The following is a 21,664-nucleotide window of genomic DNA, read 5'->3' as shown; positions in this document are numbered from 1 at the left end:
TACTAATGCAATGTTAATATTAGTTTCGATTATGGCTGAATATGAAATAAATATTAATATTTATTATAAATTTGAATGCATTAGATTTATATGGTATTGTTGGCACCAGTGAGACATGATGCAAGAAATACTCATAATGGCAACCGGAAAATATAAAGAGTTTTCAACCCGTCTGATTGACGCTATGAAATCCAAAGGTTATGTAGCTACGCGTTCATCAAGTGGTATTTGCGTGGAAATGCTATCTCAGTTTGCAGGTGCCTCTGAGCAAATCTGTCGGCGCTATGTTCGAGGTGATGCTCTACCTGATTACGAAAAAATCAAAAATATCGCAAAATATCTAGGTGTTTCACCAGGCTGGCTGCTTTTTGGGGAAGACTGTACACCGGTTATCGAGAAAATTGACGATGATTTACTGCATTATATTTTAAAAATGAGCCACCAAATTTATCAGGAAGAAGTGGGCGATACAAATGATTATGCTGATTTTGTCTTGGGATTGATCAGACAGGTTCGGGAAATTGATACATCAAAAGAAAATTTGCATAAAATCATTAAACTGGCGATCGGTTCTATTTCTTTTATTGAAGAAAAATACCAGAAAAAAATCATGTAAAATTTGTGGAATATATATGGATGTAAACGATTTGCGAGTTACATTACACTCCCATGCGAAAGTTTTTCTTTACGAACATTATCGCAAAATCAGAAAAATTTTTGGAGATGTGTTGGGTTTAATGGAGCTGGATTATATCTCGATCGTTCTTTTAAACAATAAAAATGAATTGTTTTTTTTATCTTCCTGCCCATCTATTGAATACAATTTAATCGAGCAGAACATATGGCATAAAGATAGTATATTTCGCGAAGATTTTTTTCAGAAAGGTAAAGCACAATGGTGGAGCGATTTGTACTCAGATTGCTGTGATGAAATATATCGCTACAAACAAGTCATCCCAAATTTAATGATGGGACTTTCCATGCCTGATTTATACGATGAGTACAAAGTTATTTATTCGTTTGCATTCCGATCAAACAAAGAACATATAAAATCTAACGCCGAAGCCAATATCGTAAACCTAATAAATATTGGTCGTTTTTGTTTGCAAAATATTACAAAAGCAGTACCTTTACCAGACAGAAAGCAGATACTCTCTGCTAAAAAACCTGATTTGAAACTCATTACTTCCCGGGGGGGCATATGATAGAACAGCTTGAAATGCAAAAACTACTTGAAAAAGATAATCCATTGCTGAAAGAAAAAGCTGCCCTTGTTCTGGAGTCTGAATTTGGAAGCTCGTGGTTACGAGAACTGGCGGACAACTTACTTCGTATTATGAAAGAAAAATGTGCTGTAGGAGTCGCTGCACCTCAGATTGGTGTGCAAAAAAGAGTCATTGTTTTTGGAACCTCCTACACCAAAAGCAGGAAAATTGAAGAACCGGTTCCAGATACAGTACTGATCAACCCATCGTTAAAAGCTCTCTCGGATGAAATTCAAATTGGTTATGAGGGTTGTCTGAATTGTGGCGATCTGCGAGCCGAGGTCCCTAGATCGCTGGATATTGAATACTCCGGCTACGATTTGGCTGGTAGATTTTTCAGTAAGCGTGCCAGTGGGCTTGAAGCGCGTATACTCCAGCACGAGATAGATCATCTGGATGGTTTATTGTTCACTGATCGAGTACAAGATGAAAGTACGTATACCACCGCAGCCGAACTACAGAGCAGAGTGTAGGCTATGAGGCATCGTGTTCGCATAATCGCAGCTGGCATGCTGGGAAATCTGATAGAAACCTTTGATATGGCGATATGTGGTCTGCTATCAATGTATCTCGCCCGTTATCTGATTGGGAATGAAGCCCAGGGGTTGTCTGTTGTTTTTGCTACTTTCTTCGCAGGATATCTTGCACGACCGATTGGCGCCATGGTTCTGGGTCTTTTTTCGGATGGTTATGGCCGTAAAATTACCTTGGCGGCCTCAATTCTCAGTATGGGAATAGCGACAACTTTAATCGGATTTGTTCCTCCAGCCAGTTCAGCAGGCATTGCTTCTATATCTGCCTTACTGATTTTACGTATTGTTCAAAGCTTTTCCTGTGGCTCTGAATATCTTAACTCATCTGCTTATTTAGTCGAAAATTCAGATGAGTCGAACAGGGGCTTTTCTGGAAGCTGGGCCTCTTTTGGAGCAATGTCAGGTTTTTTACTGGCATCAATTATTGCTCTGATTGTCGCTTTATTTATACAAAAATACCCTGATCTTGAATGGGCAATCTGGCGTGTGCCATTTGTTTTAGCATTAGCGGGCTCGTCTGTCGGTTTATATGTGCGATTATGCGTCCCGGAAAGTATGGAGTTTGTGACTTACTATGCGAACAGTCCAAAGCCCAGGATCAGTAAACTATTTGTCCAGTCTTTTCAGTATATTGCTGGTAATAAATTAAAATCTCTGTATGTTTTTGTTCTGAGCTGTCTGGGTGTTACCACCACGTTTCAGATTTATATATATGGTCCTGTGCAGGCCCAAATTTATGGTAGCTTCAGCGACCATCAAATTCTCATTTCCAACATCATTTCTCTACTGGTGTTGCTTGCTGTATTTCCATTTATTGGAAGGCTGTCAGATAAAATTAATAGAGAAAAAATCGTTTTTTACTCAAGTATTGGATTCCTTGTTCTATCTCAACCCTTGTTCTATCTCTTATCTTATGGCACGTTTGGTGAATTCGTTTTAATGCAGTCATTAATATCTATTCCCGCTGCGGCTTATTATGCAACAGTACCTGTCATGTTAACTGAGATGTTCCCCATAAATTTACGATGTACTGTTTTGTCCGTTTTATATTCTACTGCGGCCAGTCTTTCCGCAGGATTGGCGCCATTACTGTCGCTGGTGCTCTTAAAAAGGACACATAGTTCGATTTCTCCAGCCCTCCTTACCATAAGCCTCGTAGTTATTTGTTTGATTGTAATGTGCTTATGGCAATTACGAAATCTTAAACGCGTACAAATATTTACCTCGACCACCACATGAAGCTCTGCTGAAGAAAGTCTGGTTCTGAATCCAGGCTGGCACCGCCCCGTCCGCCGCCCCAGACGGCCAGACCTGCACAGCCACAGCCAACACTGCAAGACGTCAGTCTGCCTTCCCCTGGCCTTCTGCTTCCCAATGCCAGTATGTAGAGCGCTACTGGAAAACAGGGCGGCGCGAATTATTTGATGCCCTGTATCGCCAGGAAATTTCAGTGATTGATGAAACCTGCCAGCATATTAACGTCTGGCTGGAGAAACAACGGATAAGCTGAGATTCTGCAGAGCAGGGCTGGTTCGTTGTATATACCGCAGTCTTTCTTATGCGATATTTTTTTTGAAAATCTCTGCCGGCAAGTGGCAAATTTTAATTCCGGAAATGAATTCAGGGCGTGAATTGATAATCAGGATATTCTCGCTGACACCTGGTCGCATCTTCCAGTAACTCCTGATAACGGTCTCTGCTGGTTGAGGTCTGTGTGAGAATTAGCGATGGTATAGACAAGGCTTTTTTGCAGGTCAAAATGTGATTTGAACTATGTATGAAGTTGGTCGAGTGCGGAATTGAGAATAGCCATCTATGGCAAAATTATCATCCTTGATTTCTTCTCAATTGCACGCCTCGTAATGATAGATTATCAGCGGGCTGGTTTTCAGCAAACCGTAAGAGGATTTTGTTTATGTAGGAAATATCTCAAAATATCACTACGACAATCTTACAATATGTTGATTTCAATTCGTATAGTCTGGCTTAGATACATTGGTAAACCATATTGATTTTAATTGACGCTTAATTTTAACTTAGCGTGCGTTTTCGGTCGTGAGGATTTCAAACCCCTTTATCAAACGCCATTCCCGGTTAACAGACAAAAGATCGACCCGGCAATAGCGCGATTTTTTGATTTTCTTTCACCTCCGGTTGCAGTAAAAGATGTCATTGATTTTAAATTGCGTGAAAAAAATCGTCGTGGCAACATGAAGAGGGAAAGACGGTTTTTTTATTTCAAGTAATTTTAAAGCGGTTTTTAGTGAGCAATGTTCATTTTTTCCGGCATGGCATGGTGTTATCCAAATTGATGAAACCCACATTGGCGAACCTTGCTCACGTTGGGCTGTCATCACTTTTTTTGTACCCTGGGGTATTACCGAACTAGCCCCTCGATGACACATCAATGTCTGGATGAGTATCAGGGGCACCTACAAGAGGTTTGATGCGAAAATAACAAAATCACTTAACATGAGTGACATTCCGTTCGAAAATCATGTGCGAATAACAATACGTGTGCGAAATAAAATTACATACTTTTGGGCTTCATAATAACAGGATGTCTGAAATCGCTCCTTTTCGGATATCCTGTTAAGTCGGTTGGCCGTCCACTTACCCCCCAGGAGCCCAATACAGACAAAAATTTTGATTCTGTGAAGAGATGATTGTTCTAATTTATACAAAATATTCATTAAAAAAGACTCTAGTTTCGTAATTTTACGGATTGATTTTTTTTTATATTTACTTATCATTCGCGAGTCTCTCAATGAAGTAAGTCAGCACGGTGTTTGAGATGATGTGAGTAGTTACCTTAATTTATCAGTAGAAGGAAATGCATCATGACAGTTAATAAATTTTTAAAGCGTCATCATTTGGTTTCAGATGAGAAAATAAAAAGCTTCATGCAGGACAATAATGATGCTGCTTTATCGGCGCGTGCAAAAAAAATTATAGCGCAATATCTGAAACAATATGAGTTATCTCTTCAAGCGACGAAAGAAGCACATTCTGAGGAAATGAGACAAAAGATCATTGCGCTCTGTGCCAGTCATCCTGGTAACGACATTATGCAAGAAATATTGGCGGAATTTAATGCGAAGAGCTCGCCATCCGGGAGTCAGGAAGAAATACCACCAACAATTCATAAAGAGAAAGAAAAATCATTGCAGAATGCATTGGCGGCTCTTAAATTTCTGGCACAGAAAAACAATAAACAGGCCTTTTCCAGTCTGATAGATTTGTATATTGCAGACAGGATATTGGCGGTTAAATACGGGGATGAGCAGGGATATCTCTTCTCTCCAACTAATGTCCTGGATTGTTTGTTGTACTCATATAATCCGGATTCTGCTTCCGATTTGGAAACGTATTTGAAAAATGTTCAGGTCTGTTTCGAATGCAATTTTTATAAAAAAGATGATCCTGAAATATTGCTCAAAATGCAGGCAGCCATTTTACCTGTTGCAAGCAAGATGCCAGTCGAACTTGCTTCAAAAATTACCAGATTACAAGGCATGTTTGATCGTGAAATGAAAAAAATATCACCCGATAATTTTTGTAAGTTGATCGATCAATTGCCCGGAGAATTTTGTAAAAACATAGTTGATTTGCGAGAAAACAATAAAACAATTGCCAAGCTTTGTAAAAAAATAAAATTATATCAAACAATTGCAGAGCATATTGATGCACCCAGGAAAAGCAGTGGTTTTTCATTTTTTGGCAGTGATGTCTCTTCAAGTTCATCAAGTTCATCAAGCCCATCAAGTTCATCAAGTTCATCAAGTTCATCAAGTTCATCAAGTTCATCAAGTTCATCAAGTGAATCTGAGTGTTCATTTAGCACCGGTCCACGTTAAACTCTGTTTAAGCCTGGTTTAAATCAGGCTCTTTTTTTTGGACATTTTTTTAACATTGTTCGCCGCAAAGGGTGTTAATCACCAGGGCGTGTCCTCAAAGTTAAAACCGCACGACTTCAGGCAGGAAAACAGCGTTTCTATTTCCCAACGCCGGCTATATAGTTCGATAGGTGAATCAACTTCTTTGTCTGTTGCGACAATCAGTAATTCACCATCTGTAAGTCGAAGTGCACTCAACCAGATTTTTTGTTTCCAAAGCCTGCGCTCACCACTCAATTGTCGTTGTTCACCAGGCTTCAGATCGTAGAAAAGAGCATCTACATTTACGTCAAGCCCAAAGCTGTTGCTGGTTTGAGTGTTGCTTTTGATTCGAATGCAAAATGAGATACCTTCACTACGTAACCATGAGAACCATTCATTTCCAACAAACTCCCGGTCGGCCAGCAGGCAGGCGATTTATTCCTTGCCAAATTTCTCTATAAAACGCTTAAGTAAGGCTATACGCTCTGTGGTGTTGCTGTTCCCGCGCTTGGGCAGCAAATCCCACATGAGAGGGATTGCTATTCCTTTGTAGGCAATGGAAAGCATTAATATATTGATATCCTGCTTTCCCCACTGCCAATTGGTTCTGTCTATACTGAGATGCAGCGGCGTCTGGGTAAAATCAAAAAAGTCATCACCCATCCGGACAGAACAGTGAAACATATTGTGAAATCCCTGAAAAATCGCTTGATACGTTTGTAGCGCGATTCTATTGTGGCCTCACTTTCAAAGCCAAAGGCCAGTTCGCTTAAATTTACTGTCCTTACTTTGAATAAAGAAACCAGAATACAAGCGAAACAGGTCATTTTTGCCTTGTTCCAACCAAAATATCCGTTTAATATAGCGCTCAGCTCGTTGATTTCCATGACTCCATGCCTTTTCCTTGAACAGAAACGCACGGATTGTCTATTAATCAATGAGCTACTTCAAATTTTTTGTCCCGTACAAAGAAATTTATTCCCTCGTATTCGTTTATCACTGAGGATCTTTTAGAGTTTTTACCATGCCAAGTCAGCTTTTTCAACAAACATTATTTCAATCCGGGTGCTCACTGGCCACCATAGAACAGGTTAATGATTACTACCAGCAAATGATGTCAGTTTTGGATCAGTTCATCGACGCTGATCCACAGGCACCAGATTTTTATTCTTTGGTATTGATTTTAATGCAACGAATAGATATTTTGCGAAGTTATGTGGAAGATCTGCTACATCCTGTTCACGATAATGTCACAAGAGAAATTCTGGTGGAGCAACTGATGACTCCTTGTTTTAGCAGCTTGTCTTCGTTGGCTGGTCAGGCAAAACTAATTACAGGCATTTTGTCTGATCAGAGTTGGCTTGCTGATGTTGTAAGTCGAACAGGTGAGCATCCGATTGGTTTTTTAAAAATCCCTCTTATCAGTTTTGGTGGTTATAACATTCCATTGAAAGAGCGAGCCGATTTATCATCAAACAAAACGTTTATCCCTCGTCCAAATTTAGAACTACGTCTTCATCTATATCCTGATACTCATGGGCGTGTACTTAGTGAGCATTTGCATGCTCATGGATTTGATTTATTTTCGCGCGTTGGTATGCAAGGAATTTTATGCGATCAACGCTTTGATTTATATGAAAACCTTTCAAATAAGACAGACAAAAGACGCATGGATAAATTGGGAGTTGATCTTCCTGAATTTTCGTCAGAGAGCAGCAGTTTTCAAAAAAAAATAGATCAACTTGGTGTCGATTCAAATACATCTATGACCAAGTGTTTTTATGCCCATGAGACATATCGATTTGAAAGCAGCAAAAAATCTGGTTATAAACCGGTACTATTCACTCCTGTTGGAAAAACTTTTGTTGTAAAGCCACATAAGGCCGCTGTATCCACTGCTGGATCAATGCGTTATCATGCCAGTCAATATCCACATTTCGCTATGATTTATGGAAGTAATTTGCATACATTTTGTTTGACGTGGCGACGACAGTCGGTGTTTCATGAACAACATTTTAAACCATCTTTTTTATTGGTTGACAAAGCATTATCAAGTAAGTCCACTCTGACAAATATCAAGCTTCTTGGTGAGGAGAAATTAAAAACGATCCTGCAGGAGTTTAGCAGAAAGCTGATAACAGAAATCGATGTATTTAACCAGCTGGAAAACCAACCAGAAGCCCGGAGTAAATATACATTGATAAATTTGTTGGAATCATTATTAACTCTCAACAAAATAAAAGAAGGTGAAGTGTCTATCGATACTTTGAGAGATATTTTTTATCCCATAAAGCGTCCAGTATTTTCTATTGAAAACTTTTCTGCAAAAGATTCATCCGTTGATCCCTTACTGTGCGTGTCATTATTATGTAATGAATTACAGCAACAGATTCGAGTTTATTTTGGGGTAGTCTATCGACAATTTTTTTCTCATGAAAATGAACACCACCTCGAATTATTAGCTAATCTTTTGCCCCACTCCCTATGCGCAACGGCCTCTTCCTCTATTCCATAACAAAAAAGTTGTTAAGCGTATAATTGAGCTTTGTACGAGACAACAATTTGAAGTAGCTCATTGATTAATGAAACTTCGTCTCTGGTTTAACTTATGAGCGTAGATTTAACCAGAACACTGGAACCGATCCAAGCGTTCCAATATGAATTTTTTGTTTACTAATTTGTCTGTATGGGACAAAAACTTGAGGTAGCTCGCTAACTCATGGAAAATTCATACTTTTTCCGACCAAAGACAGGGCTGAATGTGATGGATGCTGGTTTCGTTGTTCAAAGTAAGAATAGTTAATTTGACCAGGCCTGCTTGTGGATTTGAAAGTGACGTCCGATATAACAAGCACTTTAATCAATCTTTGCAGCCATTTTTGAGCCCAAACCACACCAATTGCAATATACCTGTTTATTTTAGATTAGTAATCTTCCCCTTCACTAACCAATCTTCGTTCTTAGCGTTTTTGGTGGAAGTAATCGCAGTTTTGTTGCGAGTATCTACAATGAAGGTGTCAAAGTATCCTCTCTTCTCTTTCCATTGAAACACTTCAATATTTTTTGAAAGTGTCATATGTTTAATGGTGACAGTCTCTTTCATATCTTTGTCTTCGCCCGCTACACCGGTCCAGGCTAAAGAGTTACCTTTAATTGATACCTCATAAGTATTACCTGTATTAAAATGAACTGTAAAATCCATGCTATAAATTTCCGAGGTTGCATATGCGAAGGAAGATAGAGCGAATAAAATAAAGCTGATTAATTTTTTGTTTTTCATTGGATAACCTTATTGTCAAAATTTTCTCTACACGGGACAAAAACTTGAAGTAGCTCGCTAACCCATGGCAAATTAATGCTTTTTCCGACCAAAGAAAGGGCTGAATGTCATGGATGTTAACGAGCTGAGAAATATGTTAAACCGGTATTTCGGCTGGAACAAGGCCAGAATGGCCTGTTTTGCAGGGATGCTGGTTTCGTTGTTCAAAGTCAGGACAGTTAATTTGACCAGACTTGCTTGTGGCTTTGAAAGTAATGCCACAACAGCGTCTTGTTACAGACGGATCAAACGTTTTTTCAGGGAGTTTGCGCTGACCGATTCGGCACTGGCAGCATGGGTGATTATTTTTTTCGATTTTGGAAACACACCGCTCTTTCTCAGTCTGGACAGAACCAATTGGCAGTGGGGAAAACAGGATATCAATATCCTGATGCTCTCAGTAGTGTACAAGGGGATTACCATCCCGTTGTTCTGGGACTTGTTGCCCAAACGTGGCAACAGCAATACAACCGAGCGCATCGCGCTGCTCAAGCGGTTTATGGAGCAATTTGGCATTGGGCATACAAAACCGGGGAGTGGAGGCATGGGCAAAGACCCATAACTATCAAAAAGCATGGAAGGAAGGCGATCAGTTTGTTTCGCTATGGCCTTGATTTACTGCGCGATGTTGCGCTTAATGCCAAGAGGGCTTTGCATCACGCGGTTGTTAACTTGCTGAGGCTGAGCCCACCCCTTGGGGTGTCGGCATGAATTTTTGTCCCGTATAGAGGTAATAACATATTGTTTTTTTTATGTCTTTTTTAAGTATTTTCTTCTTATTTTGCATTTTTTTCGCTCGGACTTCGCGATATCTTCAAGATCTCTCATAAAAACACACACAAATCATTCTAATTTGTTCAATTTGATATTATTCATCAAGAGATTGCAGCGCATTTGTTCTGTCAAAATGAATGATGCTATCAAATTGACAGGGTAAATGAGTAAAGAAATAATGGCTAAAACGCTCTGTTTCAGGCCGATAAATTACACCAATAGCTCTTTGTAAGCGTAGAATTTTAAGAAAATGCTCTAGTTGTTCATTACCACTCGGAATTGTAATGCGCGCTCTGTATTTAAAATAAAATGGGACATAATTCACCTGGAATTGGAAAGGGATTTTTTTAGTAATTCAATGACCTCATTATCAGAGGTTTGGGGAAATTGTTCATACCATAAACCTACCGCATAAAAATCGATTGGTTTTAATGGGCAGACAATCTTGTCAACCAAAGGAGCTAATTCTTCACAAGTTGAGTAGGCGGCAACAGGAACAGCGATAACAATTGATGCTGGATTGTGTTTGCGGAGAGCTTTAATCGCTGCCTTCATTGTAGATCCTGTGGCAATTCCATCATCTACCAATATGATTGTTTTTTCTTTAAGGTTTGGGAAGAATCTATTACCACGATATAAATGCTCTCGGCGCAGCAACTCTTCTTGTTCCTTCTCTACTACATGCTGTATTGACAGGCGATTAATATTTAATTGACTCATCAGGGGTTCATTAAAAAAAATCGTATCCCCTGAAGCAATAGCACCTAAGGCAAGTTCTTCATGTCCTGGAAGTCCTAATTTGCGAACAATAAAGACATCCAGAGGCACAGATAGTGCCGTGGCTATCTCATAAGCCACAGGCACGCCTCCCCGCGGCAAAGCCAAAATAATAACATTCGGCTTATTTGCATACTCTTTTAGATTTTCTGCTAAAAAAATACCCGCATCAAATCTATCAATGAATTTATCCATCCTTCACCATGATAAAAGCTATTGTGCATATGTTTAATTATAGGTCACTTCTATCGTCAGGAAATTTCAGTGATTGATGAAACCTGCCAGCATATTAACGTCTGGCTGGAGAAACAACGGATAAGCTGAGATTCTGCAGAGCAGGGCTGGTTCGTTGTATATACCGCAGTCTTTCTTATGCGATATTTTTTTTGAAAATCTCTGCCGGCAAGTGGCAGATTTTAATTCCGGAAATGAATTCAGGGCTTGAATTGATAATCAGGATATTCTCGCTGACGCCTGGTCGCATCTTCCAGTAACTCCTGATAACGGTCTCTGCTGGTTGAGGTCTGTGAGGGAATGGGCGATGGCATAGACAAGGCTTTTTTGCAGGTCAAAACAACTTCATCCGCAAAGCTCTGAAATGCAGATAATTTATCTTCATAATAATCGTTTATTAAGGTCCGGTATTCCTGAGTCAGCCAGGTCATGGTTGGTATATATTTACTTTCATCAAAAACAAATTCACCATTTTCCTGTTTTGAGATGCAGGATAAAAGCCAGCGGGCTCTTTCAACGCCAGTTTCAAAGCCATATCCTATTTCATGATGAAACGTCAGTTGCGCATCGCCCATGGGAATAATGACAGGTAAGCCCGGGCTGCAATACACAAAACAGTCCGAAAATTCTGGAATGACTTTAAATGCCTGAAAATCGGTTTTATTGGGAGGTGTTTTATGCAATCGGGTATAGGTGATTCCATCATGATTCGTTACGGCAGCAATAACGAGCGACACCCATCCTTCATGTTTTTCCTCAGGCAGGTCTTTGGGCGCCTCAAGATAAAAACATATTTTTTTACCAAATTTTTTGTGATAAATGTATGGCAATTTGCATTCATTCCAGCCATATTCTCGCAGACGTTCCATGTAGCCAATGTATTTAACAAAATCGGGAATACAGCTTCTTGTTTTTTTGTACATTTGTTCATAGAGCTGATACTCTGAGTCGGTCATGCTTACGTAGGCAATGAAATGCATTTTAACAGGCATGCGCTCAACAACGCGCTTGAATTGAAACGGTTGCGGTGTTCTGATTTGATTTGCTGCCTTCATCAGTGCACGCTTTGCACCTGTGCAGTCGAACGCATAATTGCAGGCAAAAAACGACTCATTGCCATTTGCGTCCCGAATTATTACGCCTGTTGAATCTGCCTGTTCCTCAAAGCGCACAAATTCGCTTTTTTCAATGGTTATACCGGATTCAACTGCCATGTCATATAATATTTTTTCGACTTTTTTAATATGTGGCTTCATGCTGGAATCATTCCAGAAGTCGCAGCCTAATCCTGCTTCTGCGTAGTCAATGCTTTCTCTGGTTAAATGGCCTGGGCGTACATAATGGCCAGCGCGAAGATCGTGTATTGTTGGAGAAAGCCCCAGCTTTTTAAGACAATTGGCGAGAAAAAGACCAACGGGTCCAGAACCAAAAACAGCAATTTTTTTCACGTTATTCCATACCTCTTTTCTACGACACGGAAGCAAAGTCAACTATATTATACCGTAAAAAATACGGTATAAAATACAATAACAAATTGTATATAATTGACACAGAAAAGATTGCAGTTCACGTTTTTAGAGGTAAATTATCATGTCGATTTTTGATAGCGCCCGCGCCTTGTTCAACCGTTATACGCAGACAGAACCCAGGAAACCAACTGCAGAGAAAGCCCTGGAACACTTATCTGCCAGCAGGTCACCATCTTCCCAAAACACGCCAGCACCGGGGCAAAAGCTGCTTGCCCGCTTACTGTCTGCCAAATTGAACGACAGCAAAATCGCGCGTCTTGCCAGGACTGGTAACAACAAAGAGCTTGTTTTGGAAGCGATTAGCTGGCTAAACGCCTCGTTCAAAGGGGGCGTGATAAGCGCTGCTCTCGATTCATCGACCCCACTTGGCAGATTTTTTGCAGTAAAACGCGGCTGGTTTCCCACCTCGGATAGACGAGGAACCCTTGCCAGTCTCAAGGTTATGCAGGCAAGATTTACTGCCTATTCTCAATGGATTGCACAAGACATGACTTTGTCCTTCCTTTCTATGTTTACGGCCGACCTATCAATACCAAAAATACCCAGGCCGGAAATCGATATCATTGGGGCGCTCAAAAAGGTAGAAACGCCCGGCGCATCACAATGCGCCGGCCTTGAAACGCATCTACAGGAGCTGCCTTTGGCATTACCTAAGGAAAATTCTCTTCGAGGGAGTTATGCGCAAATGGAGCCTGTTCTGCTTGATCGGCCCCAGTTATCAGAGCCGGCAATGGTGATGTCTGCTCAACCCAGCCATGGTATACCGGGCCTTTCTTTTTTAAAAATACAGAAGACAGGCATGTCCCCCAGCTGCGATACATCCACCTCAATCAGCAATAATCCTTTCTGATTAGACGGAGGGGGGCAACCCCTCCTGCTTACCTTTGACTATGTGTCATAAAAAAGGTACATCACTGACGCGCTGGTGAAGAATGTCGTCAGGTGACAATCAAATTCCAGTTTAAAGTCGAAACACGCCCTATGCTGACCAAAAAAACAGAAAAAACTTAGACAATTGCTGATATTCTGGTTCCCAATCGGACTCTCCGGGGGATTATTGAGGAATACAAAGCGTCCCTGCCAAAACCTCAGCCATGATTTTGGGACTTAGTTGGGCCTTGGCCCAATGGCACTACCTTAAGTAATTTTGGATAAAATTTTACCAAACCTACGTCCCGCGACTTGTTCGCGGGATCCATGAACCTTGCTCTGTGCGTAGATTTCTGGATCCCGCGAACAAGTCCCGGGACGTTGGAGGATAGGTTTTTATCCTTAAGGTAGTGCCATTAGGCCGTTGGGCCAAGGCCCAACCTACTGCTTGTCAGAATAATTATGATGAAAGTTAATTCAATATGGACTTAATTAGAGGCATAAGAATTGTTTTAAGTCTTCAACCCAGCCCCTTACTCTTTCGCCAGCCAGGCGCTAACATACAGGCACGTTTCCTCGATAACTGAAATGGCCTGATGATACAGGGCATCAAGCAGTTCACGTTCCCCGCTTTTCCAATAGCGCTCCAGGTACTGGCAGGCATATTTCATGCGGGTTGTTCCAACGTAGACCGCTCCGCTCTTGATTTTATGCGCTGTTTTTTCAACGCTGTCGTAGTCTTTCCTTGCATACGCCTGTTTCATCGCTGCCAGATCTCTGGGCATTTCCTGGTTAACCATCATGGATAAGAGCTCAATGACCATGGCTTTGTTGCCACAGTTTTTTAACGCCTGCCTGCTGTCAAGAAGAGCAAATTGACCCAGTTGGAATAATTCGGCATCGCTGTCCGGTAAATCGAGCCGATCGGTTTTTTGCTGACCAGCCTGTGCTACGCTACGGGCTGGAATAAAGGTTGACAACATATCGCTGGCATGAGCATAGGTGAGTGGTTTGGTGAGTACTGCGTCTATGCCAGCCTCAATGCAGTGTTGTTTGTTTTCTTCTCCGCCATGAGCAGTCAGGGCAATAACGGGTATATTCCTTGTTTCTGGCATGCTGCGCAGATAATGGGTAACTTCATAACCATCAAGACCCTCTCCCAGACCAATATCCATAAAAATCAAATCGTATTGATGCTTTTTGCACAAGGCGAGGGCGTCCATGCCGTTGGCGGCGATATCAACCTGGCAGGAAAGGGCGGTTAACAGCGTTTTCGCAGCCATTTGAGCAATGCCGTTGTCTTCTACAACCAGTACTCGTGTTGTGGCATTTCCACTGGTCTTTTCAGAGTCCACAGCCCTTTTGTATTGATTTAACGTAGTTAAACAGGGCTTTTCAGTAGCCAGCACATCGTCGCTGCTCACACCTGTATCGTCATCCAGCAATGATTCCTGGAGGGGGAGGAGACAGGTGAAGCAGGTGCCTTTGTGTGGCTCGCTGTTGACATAAATTTCGCCCCCCAGTTCATCCATAAACTGTTTGACAACAAACAAGCCAAGCCCCGTTCCTTTGTAAATGCCCTGATAGGAAGGCGTCAGGCGTTTAAACTGAAGGTAAATTTCCTGCTGTTTGTCTTTCGGGATGCCAATCCCAGTATCGCTTATGGTTATTTTGATAATCAGTCGGTTATTTTCATGTTTTGCCAGCGAAGCGTTAACCCTGACATAACCTGTTTCAGTAAAATTAAGCGCGTTGCCTACCAGCTCCAGCACGATACGATGCAGGCGGATTTTATCGCCGATAGCGTAATCAGGTAATCTGGGATCCAGTGACAGTGTAAGATCAAGGTTTTTTTCACGTGCCCGGGCAGCATAGAGGGCTATGATATGGTTGAGTGTCTGGCCAATATTAAATTTTCGTTTCAATATTGGAATTTCACCTGAACTGACGCGAACCGCTTCAAGCACCTCATCCATCAAAGTCAGAAGCGCATGACTTGAGGCGATCAGATTATCTGCATATTCCTTGATACGCGGCTCCTGAGCTTCCAGTTTTAAAATTTCGGAAAAGCCAACAATACCGGAGAGAGGGGTGCGGATATCGTGCCGCATGTTGGCGAGGAATTCGGTTTTGGCTTTGTTGGCGGTTTCGGATAATTCCTTGGCCCGCACAAGTGACATCTCCATATTTTTTCTTTCAGTAATATCGTGAAAAATACCTAAAATTCCCATAAGCTGTCCGCTGGATGAAAACAACGGAACCTTACTGGTCAGAAGAAATATTTTACTTTTATTGGCAAGGATGAGTTCCTCTTCTATATTTGTCTTTGCTTTTTCGTGGAAAAGTACATCCTTGTCATCTTTAATAAACATATCCGCCAGCTCTGCTCCCCATGGCAGGTCGTAGTCCGTCTTTCCGATGATTTCCTGCGGAGACGTAAGCCCCGCCAGTCTGGCAAACTGCGTGTTGCACCCAAGGAAAATACTGTTGACGTCTTTCCAGAAAACTGCGGTTGGCAGTAAATTCAATAGGTCATCCGTAAACTGTCGTTCTTTCCAATACAGTGTATCTTTCATGCTGTTCTCCATGGCGTTTTTCTTTATTCGCCCTATGGTAGACAAGGCCTTTCACCTGGTTCTGGCTGGCTCGACGAGGACGCCCTGGTTGCCCAGAATGAATGCAGAGAAGATTTGTTTTTTATCGTGTTTATAACGGTATTGGCTATTGAATCCATATGTTCCATCGTAAGACTGGTGCTTTCATAGCGCTCCAGTGTTTCGAGTACACTGCGCTCTATCCTGCCGTCAAACGGAATCCGCTGCTGAGCTGCTTTTTCTTTGATTAAATCCATACAGCTGCAGATGACCTCTGTTGCCTGTTGATGTTCCGGTATCATTTCAGAAACAGTTTTTCCATTTCTGACCATATAAAACAGTTTCATGCACGGATTGGAGATAAAGCCTATCTGCTCTGCTCTTATGCGTGATTCTGCACGTTGACGGAACTCGTGCGTCGGATCGTTTAATTCGGACAGTGATAATTTTCCAGCTGTCTGAACAATTCCGAACTTTAAATCAATTGCCCTGGCTTCCGCTATTTTAGGGATGTAGTAACTTATTCCATCGATCATTTCTCTCATCCACGTCGCTTTTTCTTCTGGTGTAACGCCACCATTCAGCAGGCGCTCTGCGTTTTCACTGACGGAAATGTCCGATGATGCCTCCAGATTCGTGGTTTTGGCAAAGGTCGCCATGGCTTTGCGATTGCCAAGGTTTGAGATCATGCAATGCAGTCCCATACAAAAAAACATCGAATGCGTGTTTTCCATTGATTCTGGCAGCTCCAGCGTCAACAGCGTTTTCAGGCGATTGGTTCGTTCTCCTGGTATCATTCGAAAGCCAGCGGAATCATTTAATCGCTCAATGTCCTGCCAGGTAGAGTTGACAATGTAATCCGTTTTCAGTGCAATTGCTTCACCATCTGCCGATTTCGCCATTACGGTAAAACGGGCGTCGCCGGGCGCGTTTCTTGAGATATCGGTGACTTCTGTGTGTTCTCTCAAATGAATGTTTGGGTGATTGAGGATTTTTTCCCTGATGTGTTTTGAAAACCCGCTCCAGTCAAACAGGTGTTCACAGGTTTCAACACCTGCTTCAACACAGTCGACATTAACGTCATCCTGATATTCAGAAGGGTCCAGGATTCTGAAAAACTGCCCGGGTTCACCGAATACCTTGTTGTCGGGATCTAAATCAACCAGGCGCTGATATTCGGACTGGATGGCTCTGTATGTTGCAAGAATTACCTCAGCAGGTTCGTCGGAATCTTTGGTTATGAAGTAGCGCCCATGTCGGATCGGCGCGTCAAAAGGGAGATCCTGTCCCACGAGAAAACCCGGATAGGTTCTTTGAACCTCGATGCTTGCTCTCAGGTATGTCAGCGCCGTATTGATATCCACAAAATGGAAACCATGCCCCATTCGGCCGGGATTTCTGCCACTGGCACCGGAACCGAGGGTTGCTTTTTCAAGCAGCTCTACCTGATACCCTTCATCAGCCAGCTCAAGCGCCGCACTGAACCCCGCAGCGCCTGCACCGATAATAACAACTCTTGTTGCGTGTTTTTCGGTTTTTTCTCTCATTCATTTCTCTAGGTATCATGTCAGGATAAGCGCGTTTTTCCCCACCCTTGTACTGCAGAGGCAATGCCCGCGCTATGAAAGTATAATGCGCACCATGATTATTTATTGGATTATAGTATGTCTGGTATAAACCAGCAAATTTTTGATTGGCAATCAAATGCCTGAGAGCGCGGCTCAGACCCTCGAAAAAACTTATCTGTGACGTTGTTTTATCATACAATATTTTTTTAGCAGCCTCTCAGTAAATTTTACGGACATCCATTTCAATGACAAGCACAGAATTCTGCGACGATGACTTCAAGGCCGTACTATTCGAAAATGGCCAAAACCCCCGCATTAAAGTTGAGCCCATGTATTTTAAATCAGGTTTTAGTCCCTGTGCGCAGGTTTTTGGACGAAAAGCTGTCTTGACCCGACTCCTCAAGGCCCTGGCCTTCCTGCCGGATCACTATGGGTTTCTTGTCTGGGATGTCTATCGATCCCGGCGTGTCCAGGCCAATCTTTTTAACTGGATGAGAGTGGAAGTTCAAAACAGATACCCTCACCTCAGTGATACGGAAAATTATGCTGAAACCCAGAAATACATGTCGGCACCGTCCCGGGTTGGGGAGGACTATTGCCCTCCCCATCTCAGCGGTGGCGCAATTGACCTGACATTGTATGATACCAGGACGGATACCGGGCTGGAAATGGGTACGGTATTTGATGATTGTACGGAAAGGGCTCACAGCGATTATTTTGATACAAAAGCAGCGTTATTACCGGAAGAGTTACGCATCAGGGAAGCACGGCAGATATTACGTGCCGCTATGGAAAATGTGGGCTTTACGGCTTATCAATACGAATGGTGGCATTTTGATACAGGCAATATATTCTGGAGCCGAAAGCTTAACAGGCCGGCTGTCTTTGGACCTCTGTTTGGTGACCTTGAATGGCCCGATGACGGTCACGGTTCGGTTGGGGCTAGAGGGTGAATTCTTCACCCAGATAAACAGCGCGAACCTGTTGATTGGCGAGAATGGCTTCGGCGTTGCCTTCGCAGAGTATGCGGCCCTGGCTTACAATGTAGGCGCGTTCACAGATATCCAGGGTTTCGCGGACGTTGTGATCGGTAATCAGCACACCGATGTTTTTGTCGCACAAATGCGAAATGATTTTTTTGATGTCCAGTACCGAGATGGGATCCACGCCGGCGAACGGTTCATCAAGTAATATATAGATGGGCTCTATCGCAAGGGCGCGGGCGATTTCCACGCGTCGTCGCTCACCACCGGACAGGCTCATGCCCGTGCTGTTACGGATGTGCGTGATGTGAAACTCTTCGAGCAGCTCGTCCAGTTTCTGGCGTTTTTGCTGTTCATCCAGATCCTTGCGAAGCTGCAGGATGGAATAGATGTTGTCAGCTACGGACATTTTCCGAAATACTGAGGCTTCCTGAGGCAGGTAGCCGATGCCTCGTCTGGCGCGCTGGTGCATGGGCTCCTGGGTGACGTCTATGCCGTCAAGCAGAATACTGCCCTCGTCACAGGACTGCAGCCCGACGATCATGTAAAAGCAGGTGGTTTTTCCGGCACCATTAGGGCCGAGCAGGCCAACGCATTCTCCTCGTCGAATGGTAAGGCTTACGTCGTTGACGACGGTTCGTGTCTTAAACGATTTTTTCAGATGCCGGGCACATAAATCGGTCACGATGCTTTCTCCGGGTGGAAGATAATCATGGTGCGGGTTTTGCCCTTGCTGTTCGCCACGACGTGCTGTTTTTCTGTGTCGTAACGGATTTCAGCCGCAGAAAAGGAGTCGTTACCCTGGACGATACGGGCATTGCCAATCAATTCAATCAAATGTCGCTCTGGGTAATAGCGTATTTCATTGGCCCAGGCGTGCAGCAGGGGTTTGTTTTCGGCGGTTTTTTCCCAATAATGTGCCTGTTCGGTCTGGCTGCCATAGGCGGCGGCAAAGGTCAGTTTGTTTTGTGCATTGCCTTCCGTAATGGCTTTGCTGGCGCGAAGGTGCGTTGTCCCCTGATCAAACTGCACATTACCCAGGTATACGCCTCGATGCGTTAACTGATTCAGATCCGCGCTGTCAGCAGCCAGTCTGGCGCTTTTGCTGCAATCATCGCGCATGGCCTGAGCCGGTTGGCTGAACAGAGCAGCAAAACAGAGTAAGGAAATAAAAAGCTTAGCCTTGTGCATGATCAGGCTCGTAAGTGGCATGTGTTTTTCCGAGTAGCTCGACGTGTCTGTCTTCCAGCCAGGCGTTCATGCCATTGGCGTGAACCACACTGCCGGGTTGTTCAAAAATCACAGCAGCATTGCTGGTGGCGTATTTTTTCTTTGGAAAATAAACCAGTTCTTCGGTTTTAAACGTGCTGGGCTGGTTGCTGCGGCCTTTGCCCTGGTGAATGATGACATTCTTTGTAAACGTGATGCTGTCGCCGCGATTGATCGCTTTGGCCTGTTCGGAACGGATATCCCAGGCCGGCAGATCATCCTGCTTCACGGTGATATGCGGCGAACTAATCAGATTGGTATCCTGATTGGGTATGTGCTCCAGTCTGGGACTTTCGATGAAATTGATCAGCGTGCCTTTGGCATCGTACTGACGCAAAGCAAAACCCTGGATGACATAATCCGGCGTATTGGCCAGAGTCTGTTCATCCAGCTTGACCGGCACCGGCGTGCTGGCAAAATACCAGCCGGAGCAGGCCAGAGCAATCATGGCGCAGAAGAGCCAGGCGGCTTGTCTTGCGGCATTCATAAGGAAAAATAACCGGAAAGGGCGGCTTCTTCCTTGTTTTGTGCCTTGAGAATAAAATCGCAAAGCTCACGAACGGCGCCGCGCCCACCTGACTGTTCTGTCTGCCAGTCCGCAAACTCCTTGACCTGAGAGACCGCGTTGGCAACCGCAACGCCGAGTCCTGCCTGTTTGATCATCGGCAGATCGGGAAAATCGTCACCGATGTAAGCGCATTCTTCGTCGCTGACGCCGAGGCGCTCTTTTAATTCGGCAAAGGCCTTACGCTTATCAAGCTGGCCTTTGAAATAATGCTGAATGCCCAGCTGCTCCATGCGATGATCCACTACGGCGTTGCGTGAGGTGGTGATCACCGCCACATTAATGCCAACCGCCATCAGTAATTTCAGACCAACACCATCCTGAACATGAAAGGCTTTCAGTTCATTGCCATGATTATCGAGATACAGCAGGCCGTCGGTCAGTACACCGTCGACATCGCAAATGAGGCAGGTGATTTTTTTTGCCTTTTCCAATACCTGATTTGTCATGTGCTCCTCTCCTAAAATACCCCGGCCCGCAGCAGATCATGCAAATGCACAACGCCAACGGGTCGGTGTTGATCGTCAATGATCACCAGTGATGTAATTCGAAAACCCTGCATAATCGACAACGCCTCGGCCGCCAGAATGCCCTGAGGGATGGTTTTACACTGTTTGCTCATGACCTCTTCGAGTCGTGTGTTGTTGATATCCAGCTCCCGGGTCAGGGTTCGTCGAATATCTCCATCCGTGTATACCCCGGTCAGTATGCCACGGGAATTGACTGCGCAGGTCATGCCCAGCTTTTTCGCGGTGACCTCAATCAGGGCGGTGCTGAGGCTCGCAGTTTCGAGTGTCACAGGTAAATCCTGACCGCGATGGCTGACATCGTCAGCGCGCAACAGCAGCCGCCGCCCCAGTGCGCCGCCAGGATGTGCCATGGCAAAATCGTTTTCGCTGAAGCCGCGGGCCTGCAGCAGCGCAATAGCCAGAGCATCACCCATGACAAGCGACACGGTGGTGCTGGTGGTGGGAGCCAGGCCCAGCGGGCAGGCTTCCTGATGGATACTGATATCCAGATTGACCGTAGCACTCCTGGCAATAATGGACTCTGGATTGCCGGTCATGCTGACCAGTGGAACGTTCATACGCTTCAGCAGGGGAAGAAGAGTGACCACCTCGTTGGTGGAACCGGAATTAGAAATGGCAAGTACAGTGTCCTGCCGGGTGATCATGCCAAAATCACCGTGACTGGCTTCGCCAGGGTGCATGAAGAAGGCGGGCGTGCCGGTGCTGGACAGGGTAGCGGCAATCTTGCTGCCAATGTGCCCTGATTTGCCCATGCCGGTCACAACAACCCGACCTGTACAGGCCAGCAGCAGTTCACAGGCCCGTTCAAATCGTTCATCAATGCGCTGCGTCAGTTCAAATACGGCCTGCGCTTCTGTTTCAATAACGGCCAGACCCATTTTGCAAAAGTTCATAAGCCACGCTAATACGGTTTAGAATAAAACGGGAAGTTTAACACATTTGTTCTTTGTGTGATATGTTCAAATCCTTTCGGCCC

19 protein-coding genes and 2 pseudogenes are annotated in these 21,664 nt (G+C 43.7%); 9 read left to right on the top strand and 12 right to left on the bottom strand.

The window, feature by feature from the left end:
• Window positions 1–136 precede the first annotated feature (136 nt).
• The 5 genes from ACQUTA_RS04635 to ACQUTA_RS04615 all read left to right on the top strand — a co-directional run bounded on the left by ACQUTA_RS04635 (window position 137) and on the right by ACQUTA_RS04615 (window position 5,655).
• Complete coding sequence (locus ACQUTA_RS04635) at window positions 137–616, top strand: helix-turn-helix domain-containing protein (RefSeq protein WP_444987148.1); 480 nt, start codon at window positions 137–139, stop codon at window positions 614–616.
• 16 nt (window positions 617–632) lie between these two features.
• A complete protein-coding gene (locus ACQUTA_RS04630) occupies window positions 633–1,205 on the top strand; it encodes a flagellar biosynthesis protein FlgJ (RefSeq protein ID WP_444987040.1) in 573 nt (190 codons plus the stop codon).
• Window positions 1,202–1,738, top strand: a complete 537-nt coding sequence (locus ACQUTA_RS04625; protein ID WP_444987039.1) for a peptide deformylase — start codon at window positions 1,202–1,204, stop codon at window positions 1,736–1,738. Before ACQUTA_RS04630 ends, ACQUTA_RS04625 begins: the two co-directional genes overlap by 4 nt.
• A gap of 3 nt (window positions 1,739–1,741) precedes the next feature.
• The gene (locus ACQUTA_RS04620) at window positions 1,742–3,037 is read left to right on the top strand and encodes an MFS transporter (RefSeq protein ID WP_444987038.1); all 1,296 of its coding nucleotides are present in this window, start codon (window positions 1,742–1,744) and stop codon (window positions 3,035–3,037) included.
• Between the two features lie 1,601 nt (window positions 3,038–4,638).
• Window positions 4,639–5,655, top strand: a complete 1,017-nt coding sequence (locus ACQUTA_RS04615; RefSeq protein ID WP_444987037.1) for a hypothetical protein — start codon at window positions 4,639–4,641, stop codon at window positions 5,653–5,655.
• Window positions 5,656–5,742: 87 nt separating this feature from the next.
• On the opposite strand, the pseudogene ACQUTA_RS04610 reads toward ACQUTA_RS04615, so the two are convergent.
• Window positions 5,743–6,563: pseudogene (locus ACQUTA_RS04610) on the bottom strand (IS4 family transposase); the annotation flags it as partial.
• 137 nt (window positions 6,564–6,700) lie between these two features.
• Between ACQUTA_RS04610 and ACQUTA_RS04605 the strand changes: the two are divergent.
• Window positions 6,701–8,191, top strand: coding sequence for a hypothetical protein (locus tag ACQUTA_RS04605; RefSeq protein WP_444987036.1), 1,491 nt, complete (start codon window positions 6,701–6,703; stop codon window positions 8,189–8,191).
• Between the two features lie 399 nt (window positions 8,192–8,590).
• Here ACQUTA_RS04605 and ACQUTA_RS04600 read toward each other — a convergent pair whose 3' ends face one another.
• Window positions 8,591–8,956, bottom strand: coding sequence for a hypothetical protein (locus ACQUTA_RS04600; protein WP_444987035.1), 366 nt, complete (start codon window positions 8,954–8,956; stop codon window positions 8,591–8,593).
• 109 nt (window positions 8,957–9,065) lie between these two features.
• Here ACQUTA_RS04600 and ACQUTA_RS04595 point away from each other — a divergent pair.
• A pseudogene (locus ACQUTA_RS04595) lies at window positions 9,066–9,509 on the top strand (IS4 family transposase); the annotation flags it as partial.
• 354 nt (window positions 9,510–9,863) lie between these two features.
• Here ACQUTA_RS04595 and ACQUTA_RS04590 read toward each other — a convergent pair.
• The 3 genes from ACQUTA_RS04590 to ACQUTA_RS04580 all read right to left on the bottom strand — a co-directional run bounded on the left by ACQUTA_RS04590 (window position 9,864) and on the right by ACQUTA_RS04580 (window position 12,228).
• The gene (locus ACQUTA_RS04590; RefSeq protein WP_444987034.1) at window positions 9,864–10,094 is read right to left on the bottom strand and encodes an erythromycin esterase family protein; all 231 of its coding nucleotides are present in this window, start codon (window positions 10,092–10,094) and stop codon (window positions 9,864–9,866) included.
• Entirely contained in the window at window positions 10,091–10,741 is a 651-nt protein-coding gene (locus ACQUTA_RS04585; RefSeq protein WP_444987033.1) for a phosphoribosyltransferase, read from the bottom strand. The genes ACQUTA_RS04590 and ACQUTA_RS04585 overlap by 4 nt, the downstream gene beginning before the upstream one ends.
• Window positions 10,742–10,980: 239 nt before the next feature.
• Window positions 10,981–12,228 carry a hypothetical protein gene (locus tag ACQUTA_RS04580; protein WP_444987032.1) on the bottom strand — a complete coding sequence of 416 codons (1,248 nt, stop codon included), beginning with the start codon at window positions 12,226–12,228 and terminating at the stop codon, window positions 10,981–10,983.
• A gap of 142 nt (window positions 12,229–12,370) precedes the next feature.
• On the opposite strand from ACQUTA_RS04580, the gene ACQUTA_RS04575 reads away from it, so the two are divergent.
• Window positions 12,371–13,159, top strand: a complete 789-nt coding sequence (locus ACQUTA_RS04575) for a hypothetical protein (protein ID WP_444987031.1) — start codon at window positions 12,371–12,373, stop codon at window positions 13,157–13,159.
• Between the two features lie 553 nt (window positions 13,160–13,712).
• Here the strand turns inward: ACQUTA_RS04575 and ACQUTA_RS04570 are convergent.
• Both ACQUTA_RS04570 and ACQUTA_RS04565 read right to left on the bottom strand, forming a co-directional pair.
• Window positions 13,713–15,755 (bottom strand): ATP-binding protein, encoded by a 2,043-nt coding sequence (locus ACQUTA_RS04570; RefSeq protein WP_444987030.1) that lies wholly within the window; start codon window positions 15,753–15,755, stop codon window positions 13,713–13,715.
• A gap of 32 nt (window positions 15,756–15,787) precedes the next feature.
• On the bottom strand, window positions 15,788–17,320 hold the full coding sequence (locus tag ACQUTA_RS04565) for an FAD-dependent oxidoreductase (RefSeq protein ID WP_444987029.1): 1,533 nt from the start codon (window positions 17,318–17,320) through the stop codon (window positions 15,788–15,790).
• Between the two features lie 266 nt (window positions 17,321–17,586).
• Here ACQUTA_RS04565 and ACQUTA_RS04560 point away from each other — a divergent pair, with 266 nt between their 5' ends.
• Window positions 17,587–18,294, top strand: coding sequence for a M15 family metallopeptidase (locus ACQUTA_RS04560; RefSeq protein ID WP_444987028.1), 708 nt, complete (start codon window positions 17,587–17,589; stop codon window positions 18,292–18,294).
• On the opposite strand, the gene lptB is transcribed toward ACQUTA_RS04560, so the two are convergent.
• From lptB to ACQUTA_RS04535, 5 genes are read right to left on the bottom strand one after another with little or no spacing between them, the layout of a single operon-like run.
• On the bottom strand, window positions 18,284–19,009 hold the full coding sequence (lptB, locus tag ACQUTA_RS04555; protein WP_444987027.1) for an LPS export ABC transporter ATP-binding protein: 726 nt from the start codon (window positions 19,007–19,009) through the stop codon (window positions 18,284–18,286). The genes ACQUTA_RS04560 and lptB overlap by 11 nt on opposite strands.
• On the bottom strand, window positions 19,006–19,446 hold the full coding sequence (gene lptA / locus ACQUTA_RS04550; RefSeq protein ID WP_444987147.1) for a lipopolysaccharide transport periplasmic protein LptA: 441 nt from the start codon (window positions 19,444–19,446) through the stop codon (window positions 19,006–19,008). Before lptA ends, lptB begins: the two co-directional genes overlap by 4 nt.
• A 55-nt stretch (window positions 19,447–19,501) precedes the next feature.
• Window positions 19,502–20,080, bottom strand: a complete 579-nt coding sequence (gene lptC / locus ACQUTA_RS04545) for an LPS export ABC transporter periplasmic protein LptC (protein ID WP_444987026.1) — start codon at window positions 20,078–20,080, stop codon at window positions 19,502–19,504.
• Entirely contained in the window at window positions 20,077–20,607 is a 531-nt protein-coding gene (gene kdsC / locus ACQUTA_RS04540) for a 3-deoxy-manno-octulosonate-8-phosphatase KdsC (protein WP_444987025.1), read from the bottom strand. Before kdsC ends, lptC begins: the two co-directional genes overlap by 4 nt.
• A gap of 11 nt (window positions 20,608–20,618) precedes the next feature.
• The gene (locus tag ACQUTA_RS04535; RefSeq protein WP_444987024.1) at window positions 20,619–21,581 is read right to left on the bottom strand and encodes a KpsF/GutQ family sugar-phosphate isomerase; all 963 of its coding nucleotides are present in this window, start codon (window positions 21,579–21,581) and stop codon (window positions 20,619–20,621) included.
• Window positions 21,582–21,664: the final 83 nt, after the last annotated feature.

The organism is Legionella navarrensis (assembly GCF_052527415.1).
Note: the sequence above shows the minus strand (reverse complement) of the source record. Positions and strands in the feature narration are given on the sequence as shown.

Bases quoted from the DNA above. Each gene is read 5' to 3' on its own strand.
- ACQUTA_RS04630 (WP_444987040.1), top strand. From the start codon at position 633: ATGGATGTAAACGATTTGCGAGTTACATTACACTCCCATGCGAAAGTT.
- ACQUTA_RS04585 (WP_444987033.1), bottom strand. From the start codon at position 10,741: ATGGATAAATTCATTGATAGATTTGATGCGGGTATTTTTTTAGCAGAA.
- ACQUTA_RS04635 (WP_444987148.1), top strand. From the start codon at position 137: ATGGCAACCGGAAAATATAAAGAGTTTTCAACCCGTCTGATTGACGCT.
- ACQUTA_RS04560 (WP_444987028.1), top strand. From the start codon at position 17,587: ATGACAAGCACAGAATTCTGCGACGATGACTTCAAGGCCGTACTATTC.
- ACQUTA_RS04620 (WP_444987038.1), top strand. From the start codon at position 1,742: ATGAGGCATCGTGTTCGCATAATCGCAGCTGGCATGCTGGGAAATCTG.
- lptC (WP_444987026.1), bottom strand. From the start codon at position 20,080: ATGAATGCCGCAAGACAAGCCGCCTGGCTCTTCTGCGCCATGATTGCT.
- ACQUTA_RS04625 (WP_444987039.1), top strand. From the start codon at position 1,202: ATGATAGAACAGCTTGAAATGCAAAAACTACTTGAAAAAGATAATCCA.
- ACQUTA_RS04570 (WP_444987030.1), bottom strand. From the start codon at position 15,755: ATGAAAGATACACTGTATTGGAAAGAACGACAGTTTACGGATGACCTA.
- kdsC (WP_444987025.1), bottom strand. From the start codon at position 20,607: ATGACAAATCAGGTATTGGAAAAGGCAAAAAAAATCACCTGCCTCATT.
- ACQUTA_RS04605 (WP_444987036.1), top strand. From the start codon at position 6,701: ATGCCAAGTCAGCTTTTTCAACAAACATTATTTCAATCCGGGTGCTCA.
- ACQUTA_RS04615 (WP_444987037.1), top strand. From the start codon at position 4,639: ATGACAGTTAATAAATTTTTAAAGCGTCATCATTTGGTTTCAGATGAG.
- ACQUTA_RS04565 (WP_444987029.1), bottom strand. From the start codon at position 17,320: ATGAGAGAAAAAACCGAAAAACACGCAACAAGAGTTGTTATTATCGGT.
- ACQUTA_RS04535 (WP_444987024.1), bottom strand. From the start codon at position 21,581: ATGAACTTTTGCAAAATGGGTCTGGCCGTTATTGAAACAGAAGCGCAG.
- ACQUTA_RS04575 (WP_444987031.1), top strand. From the start codon at position 12,371: ATGTCGATTTTTGATAGCGCCCGCGCCTTGTTCAACCGTTATACGCAG.
- lptA (WP_444987147.1), bottom strand. From the start codon at position 19,446: ATGCGCGATGATTGCAGCAAAAGCGCCAGACTGGCTGCTGACAGCGCG.
- ACQUTA_RS04600 (WP_444987035.1), bottom strand. From the start codon at position 8,956: ATGAAAAACAAAAAATTAATCAGCTTTATTTTATTCGCTCTATCTTCC.